Source organism: Microbacterium sp. (assembly GCF_031178525.1).
Taxonomy (GTDB): Bacteria; Actinomycetota; Actinomycetes; order Actinomycetales; family Microbacteriaceae; genus Microbacterium.
In genome coordinates this window covers 1-17,003 of record NZ_JAPSJA010000029.1, presented here as the reverse complement: position 1 = coordinate 17,003, position 17,003 = coordinate 1, and the positions used below count along the sequence as shown (strand labels likewise).

13 protein-coding genes are annotated in these 17,003 nt (G+C 71.2%); 2 read left to right on the top strand and 11 right to left on the bottom strand.

What is annotated here, in order from left to right; translation table 11 throughout:
- The 8 genes from RIF89_RS03780 to RIF89_RS03745 form a co-directional block, all read right to left on the bottom strand.
- Positions 1-917: APC family permease (locus tag RIF89_RS03780; RefSeq protein WP_309067821.1), on the bottom strand; the 917-nt coding region annotated here is incomplete at its 3' end.
- 46 nt (positions 918-963) lie between these two features.
- Positions 964-2,322, bottom strand: coding sequence for an NAD(P)/FAD-dependent oxidoreductase (locus RIF89_RS03775; protein WP_309067820.1), 1,359 nt, complete (start codon positions 2,320-2,322; stop codon positions 964-966).
- Between the two features lie 11 nt (positions 2,323-2,333).
- On the bottom strand, positions 2,334-3,701 hold the full coding sequence (gene gabT / locus RIF89_RS03770) for a 4-aminobutyrate--2-oxoglutarate transaminase (protein ID WP_309067819.1): 1,368 nt from the start codon (positions 3,699-3,701) through the stop codon (positions 2,334-2,336).
- A gap of 143 nt (positions 3,702-3,844) precedes the next feature.
- A complete protein-coding gene (locus RIF89_RS03765; protein ID WP_309067818.1) occupies positions 3,845-5,062 on the bottom strand; it encodes an MFS transporter in 1,218 nt (405 codons plus the stop codon).
- Positions 5,063-5,169: 107 nt separating this feature from the next.
- Positions 5,170-6,063: a dihydrodipicolinate synthase family protein gene (locus tag RIF89_RS03760; RefSeq protein WP_309067823.1), complete on the bottom strand. Its 894-nt coding sequence runs from the start codon at positions 6,061-6,063 to the stop codon at positions 5,170-5,172.
- A 79-nt stretch (positions 6,064-6,142) separates the two neighbouring features.
- On the bottom strand, positions 6,143-6,472 hold the full coding sequence (locus tag RIF89_RS03755) for a thiamine-binding protein (protein ID WP_309067817.1): 330 nt from the start codon (positions 6,470-6,472) through the stop codon (positions 6,143-6,145).
- A gap of 14 nt (positions 6,473-6,486) precedes the next feature.
- Entirely contained in the window at positions 6,487-7,743 is a 1,257-nt protein-coding gene (locus RIF89_RS03750; protein WP_309067816.1) for a hypothetical protein, read from the bottom strand.
- 10 nt (positions 7,744-7,753) lie between these two features.
- A complete protein-coding gene (locus RIF89_RS03745; RefSeq protein WP_309067815.1) occupies positions 7,754-8,644 on the bottom strand; it encodes an ADP/ATP-dependent (S)-NAD(P)H-hydrate dehydratase in 891 nt (296 codons plus the stop codon).
- Positions 8,645-8,687: 43 nt separating this feature from the next.
- On the opposite strand from RIF89_RS03745, the gene RIF89_RS03740 reads away from it, so the two are divergent.
- On the top strand, positions 8,688-9,788 hold the full coding sequence (locus RIF89_RS03740; protein WP_309067814.1) for an NADH:flavin oxidoreductase/NADH oxidase: 1,101 nt from the start codon (positions 8,688-8,690) through the stop codon (positions 9,786-9,788).
- A 95-nt stretch (positions 9,789-9,883) separates the two neighbouring features.
- On the opposite strand, the gene RIF89_RS03735 is transcribed toward RIF89_RS03740, so the two are convergent.
- The 3 genes from RIF89_RS03735 to RIF89_RS03725 all read right to left on the bottom strand — a co-directional run bounded on the left by RIF89_RS03735 (position 9,884) and on the right by RIF89_RS03725 (position 13,983).
- On the bottom strand, positions 9,884-10,939 hold the full coding sequence (locus RIF89_RS03735; protein ID WP_309067813.1) for a hemolysin family protein: 1,056 nt from the start codon (positions 10,937-10,939) through the stop codon (positions 9,884-9,886).
- On the bottom strand, positions 10,936-12,300 hold the full coding sequence (locus RIF89_RS03730; RefSeq protein ID WP_309067812.1) for a hemolysin family protein: 1,365 nt from the start codon (positions 12,298-12,300) through the stop codon (positions 10,936-10,938). Before RIF89_RS03730 ends, RIF89_RS03735 begins: the two co-directional genes overlap by 4 nt.
- A gap of 201 nt (positions 12,301-12,501) precedes the next feature.
- The gene (locus tag RIF89_RS03725) at positions 12,502-13,983 is read right to left on the bottom strand and encodes an SPFH domain-containing protein (protein WP_375294423.1); all 1,482 of its coding nucleotides are present in this window, start codon (positions 13,981-13,983) and stop codon (positions 12,502-12,504) included.
- A 330-nt stretch (positions 13,984-14,313) separates the two neighbouring features.
- On the opposite strand from RIF89_RS03725, the gene RIF89_RS03720 reads away from it, so the two are divergent.
- Positions 14,314-17,003: multifunctional oxoglutarate decarboxylase/oxoglutarate dehydrogenase thiamine pyrophosphate-binding subunit/dihydrolipoyllysine-residue succinyltransferase subunit (locus RIF89_RS03720; RefSeq protein ID WP_309067822.1), on the top strand; the 2,690-nt coding region annotated here is incomplete at its 3' end.

Sequence of the window (17,003 nt, the reverse complement as noted above, 5' to 3'; positions counted from 1 at the left end):
TTGAGCAGGCCGCCCTCGCTCTCGCCGACGCCGGCGAACATGATCAGGGCGAACGCGAGCAGCAGGTAGAGGCCGCCGACGACGATCACCGTGAGCGTTGCCGCGCGACCGGGTGTGCGCTCGGGATCGATCGTCTCCTCGTTCATCGTGAGGGTCACATCCCAGCCCCAGAAGATGAAGATCGAGACCGACAGGCCCGCGACGACCGCCGAGAGGCTGCCGACCGTGAAGGGGTTCAGCCAGTTGGCGTCGAACGGGATCGAGTTCACGCCGCCCTCGACCGCCTTGCCGATCGCGAGCGCCGCGAACAGCACGAGCACGGCGACCTGGAAGGAGACCAGCACGACCTGGAAGACCTTCGACTCCTTCATGTCCCGGAACGACAGATACGCCGCCCCGACCATGAAGAGCAGACACACGGCGACGTTGATGAAGGGATTGAACGTCAGATCCGCGATGGCGGGATTGCCGGTGATCTGCGAGAGCAGCAGGAAGAGGAAGTCGACCGCGACGGCCGCGAGGTTCGACAGCACGAGCACCGTGGCGATCACGAGGCCCCACGACGCCATCCAGCCGATCCACGGCCCGAAGGCCCTGGTGGCCCACGTGAACGTCGTGCCCGAGTCGGGCATGACCTTGTTGAGCTCGCGGTAGCCGAGCGCCACCAGCAGCATCGGGATGAAGCCGAGCAGGATGACGGCGGGGGCCTGCGTGCCCACCTCCGCGGCGGCGGGACCGAGCGAGATCGTGAACGTGTACGCGGGAGCGACGGTCGAGACGCCGATCACGGTGGCACCGAACAGTCCGACCGCGCCGACGGCGAGGCCCTTGCTCGAGATCACCTGGGTGATCAGGCCGGGCTTGCCGGCTTCTGCGGTCTCGCCGGCGCCGTCGGCCTGGCGGGTTGTTTCGGTCATGCGGGTTCCTCTGGGGTTCGGGTAGGTGGGGCCCGGGGTGGGGATATCAGGCTCCGAGGTCGGTGATCAGGGTTTCGGCGACGAGGCGGCCCATCCGGATCGCGCCGTCGACGTGCTGGTAGCCGGCGCCCGCGATGTCGCTGCAGGCGAAGTGGAGGGGACCGACGGGGGTGCGCAGGTCAGATCCGTACCGGTGGAGGCCGCCGAGGTCGAAGCTCGCGGCGTACGCGCCGCGGGTCCACTCCTCGGCGCCCCAGTCGCTCTCGTAGTACACGACGGGGTTCTGGGCCTCGGGGCCGTAGTAGGCCGCGAGGGAGTCGAGGATGCGCGCCTTGCGCTCCTCGGCGGGCAGCTCGAACACGCCGTCCGCGCGAGCGTCGGAGACGAACGCCACGAGCGTGCCGCGCTCGTCCTGGTGATTCGTGTTGTCGTACGCCTCATGGCACAGCTGGTACGGGCTGAACACGGTGCCGGACAGGCCCGCCTCGCGCCAGAACGGCCGGTCGTACACCGCGTGCACCTTGATCACGAGCCCCATCGAGAGGTGCTGGTGCAGCTGATGCTGGCGACGCGGCAGGGGCGGATCGAACGTGATCCGGCTGTACAGCACGGGAGCGTGCGCGAGGATGACGCGCTTCGCCCGCACCGTCATGCCGTCGCTCGTGACGACCACTCCCCCGTCGCCGTACTGGATCCGCCGCACGGGCTGGCCGAGGTGCACGTCGTCGCCGACCCGCGCCGCCAGCCGCTTGGAGACCTCCTGCATGCCGCCGACGATTCGCTTGTCGAGGATGAAGTCGGCGTCGACGAGGTTCGAGAAGCTGCCGGCGCTCGCGGCCATCAGCATGGCCTGCAGCGTGGAGAACGCGTGGGCGGGCTTCGTCAGCATCGCGGGGCCGATGAACAGCGCGATGTTGTCCCGCGCCTCTTCATCGTCCGTCTCCTGCGCGAGCCACGCCTCGAACGACACCGTGTCGAGCTCGGCCGCCCGCGGATGCTCCCACGGTCGGTCGGGATCGAGCTCGGCGACCAGGGCGTCGAGCTTCTCGATCAGCCGGACCAGCTCGGCCTCCGTCTCGGGCGCCACCGGGAAGATGTCGCCCGTGAAGCGCGTGTGCCGGCCGTCCTTCGAGATGTAGACGCTGTCGCCCTCGCGATAGCGCTCGAAGGTCTCGAGCCCGAGGTCGTCGAGCGTCTCGAGCAGTGCCTCCTGGTCGGGCGAGACCCACTGCCCGCCGATCTCGAGGGTCGCGCCCTCGATGTCGTCAGACCATGTGCGTCCGCCGACGCGATCGCGGGCCTCCAGCACCGCGACGCTCAGGCCTGCGGCCTGCAGCCGGGTGGCGGCGGTCAGGCCGGCGGGGCCGGCGCCGACGATGACGACGTCACGAGTGATCTCGTTCATGCCGCTGCCCCTCACGCGGCCGCGAGCGCGGCGGCCACGACGTCGAGCGCCTCGCCCAGCAGGTCGTCGCCGATCGACAGCGGCGGCAGGAACCGGATGATGTTGCCGAACGTGCCGCAGGTCAGCACGATGACGCCCTGCGCGATCGAGGCCTTCGCGATGGCCGCGGTCAGCGCGGCGTCCGGCTCCCCCGTCGCGGGGTCGACGAACTCCAGCGCCATCATCGCGCCGTGGCCGCGCACGTCGCCCAGGCGCGGGTCGGAGGCCTGCACCGCGGTGAAGCGCTCGCGGATGACCGCGCCGATCTCGTTTGCGCGCTCGATCAGGTTCTCGCTCTCGTAGGCGTCGATGGCGGCCAGCGCGGCGGCGCACGCGATCGGGTTGCCGCCGTACGTGCCTCCGAGACCGCCGGGGTGGGAGGCGTCCATGATCTCGGCGCGGCCCGTGACGGCCGCGAGCGGCAGGCCGGCGGCGATGCCCTTGGCCGTCGTGATGAGGTCGGGGACGATGCCGAAGCGCTCGCTGGCGAACATCGCTCCGGTGCGGCCGAAGCCGGTCTGCACCTCGTCGGCGATGAACACGACGCCGTTCGCCTGGGCCCACTCCACGAGCGCGGGCAGGAAGCCGTCGGCGGGAACGATGAAGCCGCCCTCGCCCTGGATCGGCTCGATGATGATGGCCGCGACCTGATCGCCGCCGATCTGCTTCTCGATCATGGTGATGGCGCGCTTCGCCGCCTCGGCGCCGCTCAGACCGTCGCGGAACGGGTACGACAGCGGCGCGCGGTACACCTCGGGTGCGAACGGACCGAAGCCCGACTTGTACGGCATGCTCTTGGCCGTGAGGGCCATGGTGAGGTTCGTGCGGCCGTGGTAGCCGTGGTCGAACGCCACGACGGCCTGGCGGCCGGTGTGCTTGCGGGCGATCTTGATCGCGTTCTCGACCGCCTCGGCACCCGAGTTGAACAGCGCGGTCTTCTTGACGTGCTCGCCCGGCGTGAGCCTGTTCAGCGCCTCCGCGACCTCGACGTACGACTCGTATGGCGACACCATGAAGCACGTGTGCGTGAACGCCGCGACCTGGCGCTGAACGGCCTCGACGACCTTGGGGTGCGCGTTGCCCACGGTGGTGACCGCGATGCCAGAGCCGAGGTCGATCAGCGAGTTGCCGTCGGCGTCGACGACGACACCGCCGCCCGCGGCGACCGCGGAGATCGGCGCGGTGTGGCCGATGCCCACCGGAACGGCCGCGGCCTTGCGGGCGAGCAGCTCCTGCGAGCGGGGTCCGGGGATCTCGGTGACGAGGCGGCGCTCCTGCGGCAGCGCGGGACCTCCGGTGACGGTGCCGGCCTGGGGCGAGTCGGTGGTGGTGACGGTCATGCGGGCAGTCTAGGCGACGCGCGCAACCCCACACAACGAATTCCGTTGCCTCACCCCGCGATCGCCGCGGAATCCGTAGCGGAAATCGCGATCCGGATGCGACTTCGGCGCGGTCCCGGAGATCGAGGGAGGGATCCGTGCGTTCAGACGAGGGCGGGCGCGCGCCGACGCTCGAGCGCGAGGCTGGCGAGCACGAGGCCCACGCCCAGGACCGCGAGCACGACGCCGAGCCACGCGGGGGCGACATAGCCCCAGCCGAGCGCGATCACGCCGCCCCCGAGCGCGGCTCCGAGGCTGTTGCCGATGTTCATGCCCGAGTGGTTGAGTGCGGATGCGATCGTCGGGCGATCCTCGGACACGTCCATGAGCCGGGTCTGGACGGCCGGGCCCGCGAGCGCGCTGATCGCACCGAACAGGAACATCGCGGCGACGAGCGTCGCGGGGATGTGCGACGCGACGCCCACGACCGCCGAGCCGACGGCCAGCAGCACGAAGGCCGCCACCAGGGCGCGCGGCAGATTGCGGTCGGCGGCGACGCCGCCCACGAGGTTGCCCACCGTCATGCCCAGGCCGGTCGCGACGAGTGCGATCGGCACCGCCCACTCGGGAGCGCCGGCCACCTCGGTCATGAGGGGCGAGATGTAGCTGTAGATGGCGAAGAACGAGCCGAACCCGATCGCGCCGACACCCAGCGCGAGCCACACCTGCCCGATGCGGAACACGCCCAGCTCATGGCGCAGCGAGCGCGCCCCATCGCCGGGCATCGCGGGCACAGTGAGCGCGATCATCAGCGCGGCGAGCGCGAACAGCCCGACGACGACGCCGTAGGCGACGCGCCATCCCGCGAGTTGCCCGAGCCACGTGCCGAGCGGCACGCCCACGACGTTCGCGACCGTGAGACCGCTCATCACGATCGCGACGCCGCGCGCCCTGTTCCCGGGACCGAGCAGCTCGGCGGCGACGACGGCCGCGATGCCGAAGTACGCGCCGTGCGGCAGACCCGCGATCAGGCGCGCGACCGCGACGGTCTCGAACGTCGGCGCGACGACGGTCAGGAGGTTGCCCACCAACAGGCTCGCCGCCAGCACGATCAGCACGCGATGCCGCGGGAACCTCGCCGCGTATCCCGCGATGAGCGGTGCGCCGATCACGACGCCGAGCGCGTAGACGCTGATCAGCAGGCCGGCCTGCGCGATGGCGGCCTCCTGACTGCTCGCCCAGGCGTCGGCGAGCAGGTCCTGCGCGATGTCGGGCAGGAGGCCCATCGAGACGAATTCGGTCATGCCGATGCCGAAGGAGCCGATGGCGAGGGAGAGGAGCGCCCACATCGCCGCCCCCCTCGACGTGGTCGAGGGAGTCATGGATCAAGAGCTTAGGCCAGGTCCGGGGCCGCAGGCGCGCGTGCGCTTGCTCCCACGCCCGCAGGCGCGCCCTGCGGCGAACCGCGCAGACGGCCGCCGCGTCCCGGCTAGGCGAGCCCCAGCTCCTCCACGACCGCGATCACGCACGCCCGCTCGGCCTGGTCGAGGCCCCGGATCGGCAGCGGCAGACTCCGCGGCCGGACCAGACCGAGGTGCTCGGCGATCGCGGAGACCACGCGCAGGCTTCCGCCGAACTGCGCGAACAGATCCCAGAGCGGAGCCAGGCGCTCGGACGCGCGACGCGCTTCGTCTTGCCTGCCGGCCTGCGCCGCGCGGACGAGGGCGAGCGCGGGAGGGGGCAGGGTGCCGGCGATGACCGAGTACCAGGCGTCGCATCCGGCGATGAGGCCGCTCGCGGCGGACGGGTCGCCCGACACGCCGATGGTGACGTGCGGAGGAAGGACCTCGCGGATCTCCGCGACGCGATCGCGGGCGGCCGCCGGGTCGACGGGCACGCCAGGGATCTTGATCGACGCCACGTTCGGGAGCGCGGCGATGCGCCCGTACAGCTCGGTCGTGAAGGTGAAGTGCGTGGTCCCCGGATTGTCGTAGACGATCAGCGGGACGGACAGGCCCGAGGTGACGTCCTCGTACAGGCCGAACACGTCGTCCTCGGTGAGCGCCTGGTAGCCCAGTGGCGCCAGCAGCACTCCGGCCACGCCCGCGTCCTGGGCGTCGTCGGCAAGGGCCTGCACCTGGCTGGTGCGCATCGCGCCGATCCCCGCGAACACGGGAACGCTGCCCGCGTTCTCCACCGCCGTGCGCGCGACGAGGCGGCGCTCCTGGCGAGAGAGGTAGGCGTAGGAGCCTGTCGAGCCGAGCGCCGTGATCGAGTCGACCCCGGCTTCTCGGAGCCGGGTGATCAGCCCCGCATAGGCGGCCTCGTCGACGACGTCGTCCCCGAGCGGGGTGAGGGGGAAGGCGCTCAGCCCTGTGAACATACTCACGAGTGCTCCTTGTCACGGGAAGGCGAGGTCTCGCCGGAGGAGAGGACGTCCGCCGGCGGACGAGGGGCGTTCCTCACTGCTGGTCGGCCGCGGTGTCCTCGATGGCTCGTTCGAGGCGCTCGATCTTGCCGTCCAGCTCGCCCGCGTAGCCCGGGCGGATGTCGGCCTTCAGCACGAGCGAGACGCGCGAGCCGAACGGCAACACCGCCTCGGTGGCGCGCTTGACGACATCCATCACCTCGTCCCAGGTCTCCCCCTCGATCTCGGTGAACATGGACGTCGTGCGGTGCGGCAGGCCGGATTCGCGCACGACCCTGACGGCGGCGGCGACCGCGTCGTGGACGGAGCCGTCCGGGTTGGCATCGTTGGATCCGGACGGCGCGACGGAGAAGGCGACGAGCATGAGGGGTCCTTTCGTCAGACGGCGGCGGGCTGTGCGGCGGACTGCCGCACGGCCGAGCGGATGGGCACGCGCGCGAGCCGCACGATCGCCCAGATCATGAGGGTCACGAGCACGATGTTGCGCGCGGTGAGGACCGCGACGGCCGACACGTCGGCGACGAGCAGCAGCCCGTACATCACCGGGTAGACGACCTGGGTGAGCGCGGCCGAGAGCAGGGCGAGCGCCGCGAGCGGGCGGGCACGCCGGCGATCGAGCACGAGCCACAGCACGAGCGGCGGGATCAGCCAGTCGTGGAACTGCGGGGAGCCGACCTTGTTCAGCCCGATCAGCACGACGACGAGCGCAAGAGCGAGCGGCGGCAGCAGCCTCACGATCGACGCGCCGCGGCGGGCCTTGAGCGCGCCGAGCAGCACGACGCCCATCGCGGCGAGCGCGAGCAGCGGCGTCATGGCAGCGATCACCACGTCGATGTGAGGGCCCGTCACCTGGAACGTCAGGATCTCGTCGTCGTAGAACAGCCACCAGCCCTCCAGCCCCAGGGCGTCCCCCCACAGGTACACCGCGCTTACGGGAGCCTCGAGCTGCAGGCCGCGGGCGGTCTGGGCCGTGACGAAACCCAGCAGATGCGCCGCGCCGCCCGACAGGACGACCGTGACCGCGACCACGGCCGACGTCAGGAGCGCTCCGCGGACGATGTCGGCGCGGCGGCGCACCGCGACGAACGCGGCGGCGAGCAGCGCGGCCGGCCACACCTTGATCCACGCGCCCACTGCCAGCAGCACGGAGGCGAGGAACGGGCGTCGCACGAGCCACAGCAGACCCGCGATCGCGAGCGGCACCGTGACGGCGTCGATCCGGTACATCCCGACCGGTCCGAGCAGCAGGATGAAGGCGAGCCAGAAGCGCGCCGCCGCGCGTCGTGAGCGGGAACGGCCATCGCCGACGAGCAGCCAGAACCCGGCGGCGTCGCACAGCGTCACCAGCACGGCCCACGCGACGGTGTATCCGCCCAGCCAGGCGAACGCGTGCGCCAGGATCATGGGCGCCAGGGCGAGATGCGGGTACACCCACGACTCGGTGATGCCGACGATCCCCGCACCCTGCAGCGCGGCCGTCGACCACGGCTCGTACACGAAGTAGACGTCGCCCATGGGCTGATTCGGCATCCGCCAGCCGAGCCAGCCGACGAGCAGATGCACGGCGGCGAAGGCGAGCCAGAGCACGAGGGTGCGGCTCCATCGGGACCCGCCGGGAATCGGTGGCCGGCGCACGATCGACATCCTAGGACGCGGCGGACAGCGCCGCGCCGTAGGCCTGCGGCAGGTGCGCAGCGACCTCCAGCGCGGTGATCGGATGCCCGGCGGCGCCGTCCGCCGCACCGGCGGCGAGGCGCGCCGCGTGACCGTGCAGCCACGCTCCGGTCGCCGCGGCCTTCGCCAGGTCCTCCGCGTCGAGCGGGCCGGCGGCCGCGACGGCGGCCGCGACCGCGCCGATCACGCCCGCCAGCACGTCACCCGTGCCTGCGGTCGCCAGCCACGGGGTGCCCGCCCGCACGACGGCGAACCATCCCGTCGGCGCGGCGACGATCGTGGCCGCGCCCTTCAGCAGCACCGCGCCGCCGAGCGCCACGGCGGTCTCGCGCGCGACGAGCAGCCGCTCCTCGAAGCCCCGCCGCAGCCTGTCGGCGAGCGGGTCGTCGCCCTCCACATCGTCGACGCCGAGCCCGAGCGGGATGCGCACCTCCTTGAGCTCGCCGTCGTGCGGCGTGACGACGACCGGGCCGCGCGCCTCGGCCGCGAGATCCAGGGCGCCGGCGTCGACGACGACCGGGGCTCCGGATCGCAGCACGTTCACGAGCGTCGCGCGCTCCTCGTCCGTGCGCGCTCGCGCATCCATGCCGGATCCGATCACCCACGCATCGGTCCGGCCCTCCCCCGTCACGATCTCGGGGCGGCGCTGCAGCACGAGGCGCGCGACGTCGGGATCGCCGATCCAGCGCACCATGCCGGCCCCGCCGCGGGCCGCGCCCTCCACGCCGAGCACCGCCGCACCCGGGTATGCCGTCGACCCGGTGCGCAGACTCACGACGCCCCGGGAATACTTGTGCGAGGCGGCGGTTGGCATCCGGAGCACGGATGCGGCATCCGCCGCGGTCCATTCCCGAGCTTCCATGCCGTCACCCTATGCCCGTCCGCGGGCACGCGATCGGAGATCCATGAGCCTGCTGTTCAGCCCGCTGTCCCTGCGCGACATCACCGTGCGCAATCGCCTCTGGGTGGCGCCGATGTGTCAGTACAGCGCCGAGGACGGCCTTCCGAACGACTGGCACCACGTGCACCTGGCGCAGTTCGCGTCAGGCGGCGCCGGCCTCGTCGTCGCCGAGGCCACGGCGGTCGTGCCGGAGGGCCGCATCTCGCCCCGGGACACGGGCCTGTGGAGCGACGCGCACCGCGACGCGTGGCGCCCGATCGTCGACGCCATCCACGCGCGCGGCGCGCTGGCGGGCGTGCAGCTCGCGCACGCAGGGCGCAAGGCCTCCACGTGGTGGCCCTTCTCCGACCGGCACGGCAGCGTCCCCGCCGGGGAGGGCGGCTGGACGACCCTCGCGCCCTCGGCCATCGCGTACGAGGGCTATGCGGAGCCCGTCGCACTCGACCGTGACGGCATCGCGGCGCTGATCGAGGCGTTCCGCGCGGCCGCGCGCCGCGCGCTGGACGCCGGCTTCGACGTGCTCGAGGTGCACGCCGCGCACGGCTACCTCCTGCACGAGTTCCTCTCGCCGCTCAGCAATCAGCGCACGGACGAGTGGGGCGGATCGCTCGAGAACCGCGCCCGGATCGTGCTCGACATCGTGCGGGCGATGCGCGCAGAGGCCGGCGAGGCCGTCCCCGTGCTCGTGCGCTTCTCGGCCTCCGACGCGGCTCCCGGCGGGCTCGAGCCCGACGACGTCGCGCGCGTCGCGCGGTGGGCGCTCGACGCCGGCGCCGACCTGTTCGACATCTCGTCCGCAGGTCTCGTCGCACACCAGCAGCTCTCGGTCGGCCCGGGCTACCAGGTGCCGTTCGCGGCCCGCATCCGCGAGGTCGGCGAGGTGCCGGTCGCCGCGGTCGGCATCATCACGAGCGGAGCGCAGGCCGAGCAGATCCTGCAGGACGGCGACGCCGATGCGATCTTCGCGGCGCGCGAGTGGCTGCGCGATCCGCACTTCGGTTTGCGCGCGGCGACCGAGCTCGGCGAGGACCCGGAGTCGCTGTGGCCGCCGCAGTACCTCCGGGCGCACCGCCCGGCACGCCAGGCCGCCGCGGCCGCTCGCTGACCCCGCAGGTCCACGCACCGTTTCACACACCGAGCCCGCCTCGTTCCCGAGGCGGGCTCCGTGCTCAGTGGTGGGTGCTCAGTGGTCGGTGCCGACTACCTCCGCCGACGCGTCGCGTCGTGGATCTCGCCGATCAGCTCCTCGAGGATGTCCTCCAGGAACAGCACGGCGGTCGTGCGGCCGTCCGCGTCGCGGACGCGGGCGAGGTGACGGCCCTGGCGGCGCATCACGGCGAGCGCGTCCTCGAGATCGGTCGTCTCCTGCACGGGGACCATGTGATGGATCCGCTTGGGCGGGATCGGGCGGGCCGCCTTCGCGGGCATGTCCTCGTCGTTCGCCGCGCGCAGGATGTCCTTGAGGTGCACGTAGCCGACGGGCTCGCCCTCCGGGTCCACGATCACGTAGCGCGAGTAGCCGTGCTTGGCGACCGCGCGCTCGATCTCATCGGGCGTCGTCGTCTCCGGCAGCGCCACGATCTCGCCGAGCGGCACGGCGACGTCCTTCGCCTTCTTGTCCGTGAACTCCACGGCTGCCGCCACCGTGCCCGACACGTCGTCGAGCACGCCCTCGCGGCGCGACTGCGTCACGATCGTGGCGACCTCGTCGAGCGTGAACGTCGACGCGGCCTCGTTCTTGGGCTCCACCCGGAACAGGCGCAGCACGGCGTTGGCGATCCAGTTCAGCACCCAGATGAGCGGGTGGAACACCTTCGACACCCACACGAGCGGGGTCGCGAGCAGGAGCACCGCGCGATCGGGCACCGAGAACGCGAGGTTCTTCGCCACCATCTCGCCGAAGACCACGTGCAGGTACGACACGAGCAGGAGCGCGATCACGAACGCGACCGTGTCGACGAGACCCTCGGGGAGTCCCGTCAGACCCAGCGGCACCTCCAGCAGGTGGTGGATCGCCGGCTCGGACACGTTCAGGATCAGCAGCGAGCAGATCGTGATGCCGAGCTGCGAGGTCGCGAGCATGAGCGTCGCGTGCTCCATCGCGTACAGCGCGGTGCGTGCGGCGCGCGAGCCGCGCTCGGCGAGCGGCTCGATCTGCGATCGGCGCGCCGAGATGACGGCGAACTCCGCGCCGACGAAGAAGGCGTTCGCGAGCAGCAGCACCACGAGCCATGCGATTCCGGCCCAGTCGCTCATCGGTCGCCTCCCTTGCTCGCGCGGGATCCGGCGTCGCTGGAGTGCCCCTCGACGATCGGATCCGGTACGGGCGCCGGATCGGGCGTGAACCGGACCCGGTCGACGCGGCGGCCGTCCATGCGCTCGACGGTCAGCATGCCGTCGTCGAGCCGCACGGCATCGCCGACCGCGGGGATGCGCTCCAGCACGCTCATGATGTAGCCGCCGACCGTGTCGTACGCGTCGTCCTCCGGCACCTCGATCTCCGCGCGGTCGCGCAGCTCGTCGGGGCGCAGCTGGCCGGGGAAGGTGAGCGAGTCACGGTGGCGCACGACGCCCGCCAGGCGCCGGTCGTGCTCGTCGGCAACCTCGCCCACGATCTCCTCGACGAGGTCCTCGAGCGTGACGACGCCTGCCGTGCCGCCGTACTCGTCGACCACGACCGCCATCTGGTAGCCGCGCAGGCGCAGCTCGGAGACGAGCTGGTCGAGGTGGACGGTCTCCGGCACGCGCAGCGGTTCGGTCGCGAGCGCCGCGGCGGGCACGTCCGCGCGCCGCTCGCGCGGCACGGACACGGCGGCCTTAAGGTGCACGATGCCGACGATGTCGTCCATCGACTCTCCGAACACGGGGAACCGGCTGTGACCGGTGCTCCGCGCGAGCTCGATCACGTCATCCGTCGAGTCGCCGGCCGCGACGGCGTGCACGCGGGGTCGCGGCGTCATGACGTCGCCCGCCGTGAGGCGCGCGAACGTGAGACTGCGGTCGAGCAGGGTTGCGGTGTCCTCCTCGAGCACGCCGGCGAGCGCGGATCGACGCACGAGCGACGACAGCTCCTCGGCCGTGCGGGCCCCCGACAGCTCCTCCTTCGGCTCGACGCCGAGCCGGCGCAGCACGGCGTTCGCGCTGCCGTTGAGCAGCGCGATGGCCGGTCGGAAGACGGTCGTGAACGCGATCTGGAACGGCGTGACGACCTTCGCGGTCGCGAGCGGAAGCGCGAGCGCGAAGTTCTTCGGCACGAGCTCGCCCAGGATCATCGACAGGATGGTCGCGATCGCCACCGCGACCACGGTTGCGATCGGTGACACCGCGCCTTCCGCCAGTCCCCACGACAGGAGCACGGGTTCGAGCAGATGCGAGAACGCCGGCTCGAGCGTGTAACCGGTCAGCAGCGTCGTGAGCGTGATGCCCAGCTGTGCGCTCGAGAGGTGCGTCGACGTCTGCCGCAATGCGGCGATCGTCATGCCGAGGCGAGACTCGCCCCGGTCTCGGCGGGCTTCGACATCCGCGCGATCGAGGTTCACGAGTGCGAACTCGCTCGCGACGAAGAGGCCGGTGCCGATCGTCAGAAGGAGCCCCACGCCGAGCAGGATCAGATCCATGCTGATCCCCCTCCGCTCATCGCGGAGTCGTGGCTGTGGGGCGAAGTACTACTGGGAGGGTCGTCCATAGGGTTCCGAGTCTAGGGCCGACTCCTATGCATGCGTCGAGTGCGGGAGGCTCCGCTCGGGATCGTCTGCGCGGCGTCAGAGGACGACGGGCAGGAAGCCCGCGCCGAGGCGGACGTCCTGCCCGTCGCGGGGTCAGGCTCCCGAGGCGTCGCTCGCGGCGACGTCGGCGGGCCGGGCGGCCGGCGTCGCCGGTGCGGTCGGGCGCATCCCCTCGCCGATCGCCTCACCCACCGCGCGGCCCGCGATGATGGCCGCCAGATCGACGCCCGTGGCGGACTTGACCGCGTCGAACGTTGCGCGCATGCCGACGGCCTGCTCGCTCGCGAGATGCGCAGAAGCGCCGCCGTCGCCGCCCAGCACCGTGATGGAGCCGACGCGCTCGTAGCCCTTCGCGAACTCGGCCATCATCGGCACGACGGCCTCGATCGCGCGCTGCGCCATGAGGGCCTCCTCGTGCTCGGCGATCGCGGCGGCCTCGGCCTTGATGGCGGCGGCCTTCGCCTCACCCGCCAGGCGGATGGCCTCCGCGTCGGCCTCGGCGCGGAACTTCGTGCCCTGCGCCTCCTGCTGCGCGGCGAACGCGGCGGCCTCCGCGGCGGCCCGCTGGGCGAGCGCATCCGCCTCCGCCGCCAGGCGCACCGTCTCGGCATCCGCGGCCGCGCGGGTCTTCAGCTCCAGGGCCTTCTGCTCGGCGATCTTCGCCTGGGCCTCGGCCTCACGGATGCGCGCGTACGCCGCCGCGTCCGCCTGCTTCTGCTCCTCGTACGCCTCGGCGTCGGCTCTCTGCTGGCGCTCGTACGTCGCCGCCTCCGCCACGCGACGCACCTCGGCGTCGAGCTTCGCGGACTGGTTCATCGCGGCCTGCTCGAGCACACCCTGCTCGAGCTTCTCGCGCGCGAGCTTCTCCGCCGCCTCGGCCTCGGCGTTCGCGCGACCGATCTCGGCCTTCGCGTTGGCGGTGTTCTTCTGGTAAGCCGTGTACTCGATGAGGTTCTGCTCGTCGGTGGCGATCTTGTTGCGCTGCACCTCGCGCTGGGCCGAGATGCTCGCGACCTGCGCGTCGCGCTTCACGCGCTCGATCTCGCTCGCGCCGAGCGACTCGATGTAGCCGTTCTTGTCGGTGATGCCCTGGATCTGGAACGAGTCCAGGATGAGGCCCTGCGCCTCGAGGTCGCCCTTGATGTTCTCGGCGATCTGGTCGGACAGCTGTTGGCGATCCCGCATCAGCTGCTCCACGGTGAGCATCGCGACCACACCGCGCAGCGAGCCCTCGAGCTGCTCGCGCGTGAACTGCTCGATCGCGTTGTCCTGCGAGGCGAAGCGCTCGGCCGCGCGACGCACCTGCTCGGGCTCCGAGCCGATCTTGAACAGCGCGACGCCCGTGACGTCGACCGTGACGCCGTTGGACGACTGCGCGGTCGGCTCCACGTTGATCTGACGCGCGCGCAGCGAGATCAGCTCGGCGCGCTGCGTGATCGGGTTGACGATCGCTCCGCCGCCGGTGACCACCGTGATCCGCGACGACGTGCCGTCCTCGCCGCGCTGGTTCTTTCCGACGATCACGAGCGCCTCGTCGGCCTTGGCGATCCGGTACCAGGCGCGGAACAGCAGCATCACGATCAGCGCCAGGACGATGACGCCGACCAGGATCGGGCCGACCAGGAAGAGGAGGGAGATGGGATCCACGGGTGCTCCGTTTTCGGTCTCGCGAGCGGCCCCCTGCGCGCTCGCATGCCCGCTCAACATAGCGACACGCGCGGCCGGGCGCATCCGCCCTGGGAGGGACCTCCGGGTAGCACCCGCGCGGGGAGGCAGCCGGGCGAACTGGGCTAGGCTTTTGAGGCGTACGCGTGAGGCGCACATCGGTGCGCGAACACGAGGACGGGTGCCGCTCCAGCGGTGCCCGGGCTACGAATTTCACCGATGAAAGAAGGCGAATCGGCCGTGTCGAGCCAGGGAACGGGCACCGGAACTGCGAACGAGGGAGAGTTCGGGGCCAATCAGTGGCTCGTGGATGAGCTCTACGAGCAGTTCACGGCCGACAGGAACTCGGTGGACAAGGAGTGGTGGCCGGTCCTCGAGGCCTACCACGCGGGGCGCTCGGGTGAGCCCGCGCCGGACGCGGCAGCGGTCGCCGGACCCGCACAGGCCGCCGTCGGCGCCGCCGCGGCCCCGGCACCCGCCCCGCAGGATTCGCACCCCATGACCGCGCCGATCCCCGTCGTCGCCCAGCAGCCGGTCGCCCGCACCACGGCGAAGCCGGCCAAGCCCGCGCCCATCCCCGCTGATGCGCCGCAGAAGTCCACCGCGCCGGCCGGGTCCGGTGAGGCGAAGGTCGACGAAGACGTCGTGACCGTCCTGCGCGGCATGCCCAAGACGCTCGCCAAGAACATGGACGAGTCGCTCACGGTACCGACCGCGACGAGCGTGCGCACCATCCCGGCGAAGCTGATGATCGACAACCGCATCGTCATCAACAACCACATGTCGCGCACGCGCGGCGGCAAGGTGAGCTTCACGCACCTGATCGGCTGGGCGCTGATCCAGGCGCTCAAGGAGTTCCCGAGCCAGAACGTGTTCTACGCCGAGATCGACGGCAAGCCCTCGGTCGTGGCCCCCGCGCACGTCAACCTCGGCATCGCGATCGACCTGCCCAAGCCCGATGGCACGCGCGCCCTGATGGTGCCGAGCATCAAGAACGCCGACACGCTGTCGTTCACCGAGTACCTCGCCTCGTACGAGGACCTCGTCAAGCGCGCGCGCGGCAACAAGCTCACGGCCGGCGACTTCGCGGGCACGACCGTCTCGCTCACCAACCCGGGCGGCATCGGCACCGTGCACTCGGTGCCGCGCCTGATGAAGGGCCAGGGCTGCATCATCGGCGCCGGCGCCCTCGACTACCCGGCGGAGTTCCAGGGAGCGAGCCAGAAGACGCTGAACGAGTTCGCGATCGGCAAGACGATCACGCTCACGAGCACGTACGACCATCGCGTCATCCAGGGCGCGGGATCCGGTGAGTTCCTGAAGAAGGTGCACGAGCTGCTGATCGGGCAGCGCGGCTTCTACGAAGGCATCTTCGCGGCCCTGCGCATCCCGTACGCCCCGATCCAGTGGAATGCCGACGTCCAGGTCGACCTCGCGGAGCGCGTCGACAAGACCGCGCGGGTGCAGGAGCTCATCAACAGCTACCGCGTGCGCGGCCACCTGATGGCCGACGTCGACCCGCTGGAGTACGTGCAGCGCCTGCACCACGACCTCGAGATCGAGTCGCACGGCCTGACGTTCTGGGACCTCGAGCGCGAGTTCGTCACGGGCGGCTTCGGCGGCAAGCGCACGATGAAGCTGCGCGACATCCTGGGCGTCCTGCGCGACTCGTACTGCCGCACGACCGGCATCGAGTACATGCACATCCACGACCACGAGCAGCGCGAGTGGTTCCAGCAGAAGCTGGAGCAGAAGTACACCAAGCCCGATCACGACGACCAGCTGCGCATCCTGCGCAAGCTGAACGAGGCCGAGGCGTTCGAGACCTTCCTGCAGACCAAGTACGTCGGCCAGAAGCGCTTCTCGCTCGAGGGCGGCGAGTCGCTCATCCCGCTGCTCGACCGCATCCTCGAGGGCGCTGCCGAGGCGGGCCTCGACGGCGCCGCGATCGGCATGGCCCACCGCGGCCGCCTGAACGTGCTGACGAACATCGCGGGCAAGACCTACGGCCAGGTGTTCCAGGAGTTCGAGGGCGCACTGCCCGGCAACAAGCGCGGCTCGGGCGATGTGAAGTACCACCTCGGCACCGAGGGTCGCTTCGTCGCCGAGAGCGGCGCCGAGCTCGACGTCTACCTGGCGGCGAACCCGTCGCACCTCGAGACGGTCGACGGCGTGCTCGAGGGCATCGTGCGCGCCAAGCAGGACCGCAAGCCGGTCGGCTCGTTCACGTGGCTGCCGATCCTCGTGCACGGCGACGCGGCGTTCGCGGGCCAGGGAGTCGTGGCCGAGACGCTCCAGATGTCGCAGCTGCGCGGCTACCGCACGGGCGGCACGGTGCACGTCATCGTCAACAACCAGGTCGGCTTCACGACCCTCCCGCAGGACGCCCGCACGTCGGTGTACGCGTCGGATGTCGCCAAGACCATCCAGGCGCCGATCTTCCACGTCAACGGCGACGACCCCGAGGCCGTCGCGCGCGTGGCCGAGCTCGCGTTCGAGTACCGCGAGCGCTTCCACCGCGACGTCGTCGTGGACCTCGTCTGCTACCGCCGCCGCGGTCACAACGAGGGCGACGACCCGTCGATGACGCAGCCGCTCATGACGAACCTCATCGAGGCGAAGCGCTCGACGCGCCGCCTGTACACCGAGGCGCTCGTCGGTCGCGGCGACATCACCGAGGAGGAGTACGAGCAGGCCAAGCGCGACTTCCAGGACCGCCTGGAGATCGCGTTCGCCGAGACGCACGCCGCCGAGACGGGGTCGAACCCGGTCGTCGACCCCTCCGGTCAGTTCGAGGCGGAGCCCCAGGGCGAGCCCGACACGACGGGCGTGCCGACCGAGGTCATCCACCAGATCGGCGACGCGCACGCCAACAAGCCCGAGGGCTTCACGGTGCACAGCAAGCTGCAGCAGCTGCTCGACAAGCGCGT

Bases quoted from the DNA above. Each gene is read 5' to 3' on its own strand.
- RIF89_RS03775 (WP_309067820.1), bottom strand. From the start codon at position 2,322: ATGAACGAGATCACTCGTGACGTCGTCATCGTCGGCGCCGGCCCCGCC.
- gabT (WP_309067819.1), bottom strand. From the start codon at position 3,701: ATGACCGTCACCACCACCGACTCGCCCCAGGCCGGCACCGTCACCGGA.
- RIF89_RS03765 (WP_309067818.1), bottom strand. From the start codon at position 5,062: ATGACTCCCTCGACCACGTCGAGGGGGGCGGCGATGTGGGCGCTCCTC.
- RIF89_RS03760 (WP_309067823.1), bottom strand. From the start codon at position 6,063: ATGTTCACAGGGCTGAGCGCCTTCCCCCTCACCCCGCTCGGGGACGAC.
- RIF89_RS03755 (WP_309067817.1), bottom strand. From the start codon at position 6,472: ATGCTCGTCGCCTTCTCCGTCGCGCCGTCCGGATCCAACGATGCCAAC.
- RIF89_RS03745 (WP_309067815.1), bottom strand. From the start codon at position 8,644: ATGGAAGCTCGGGAATGGACCGCGGCGGATGCCGCATCCGTGCTCCGG.
- RIF89_RS03740 (WP_309067814.1), top strand. From the start codon at position 8,688: ATGAGCCTGCTGTTCAGCCCGCTGTCCCTGCGCGACATCACCGTGCGC.
- RIF89_RS03735 (WP_309067813.1), bottom strand. From the start codon at position 10,939: ATGAGCGACTGGGCCGGAATCGCATGGCTCGTGGTGCTGCTGCTCGCG.
- RIF89_RS03730 (WP_309067812.1), bottom strand. From the start codon at position 12,300: ATGGATCTGATCCTGCTCGGCGTGGGGCTCCTTCTGACGATCGGCACC.
- RIF89_RS03725 (WP_375294423.1), bottom strand. From the start codon at position 13,983: ATGCTGCTGTTCCGCGCCTGGTACCGGATCGCCAAGGCCGACGAGGCG.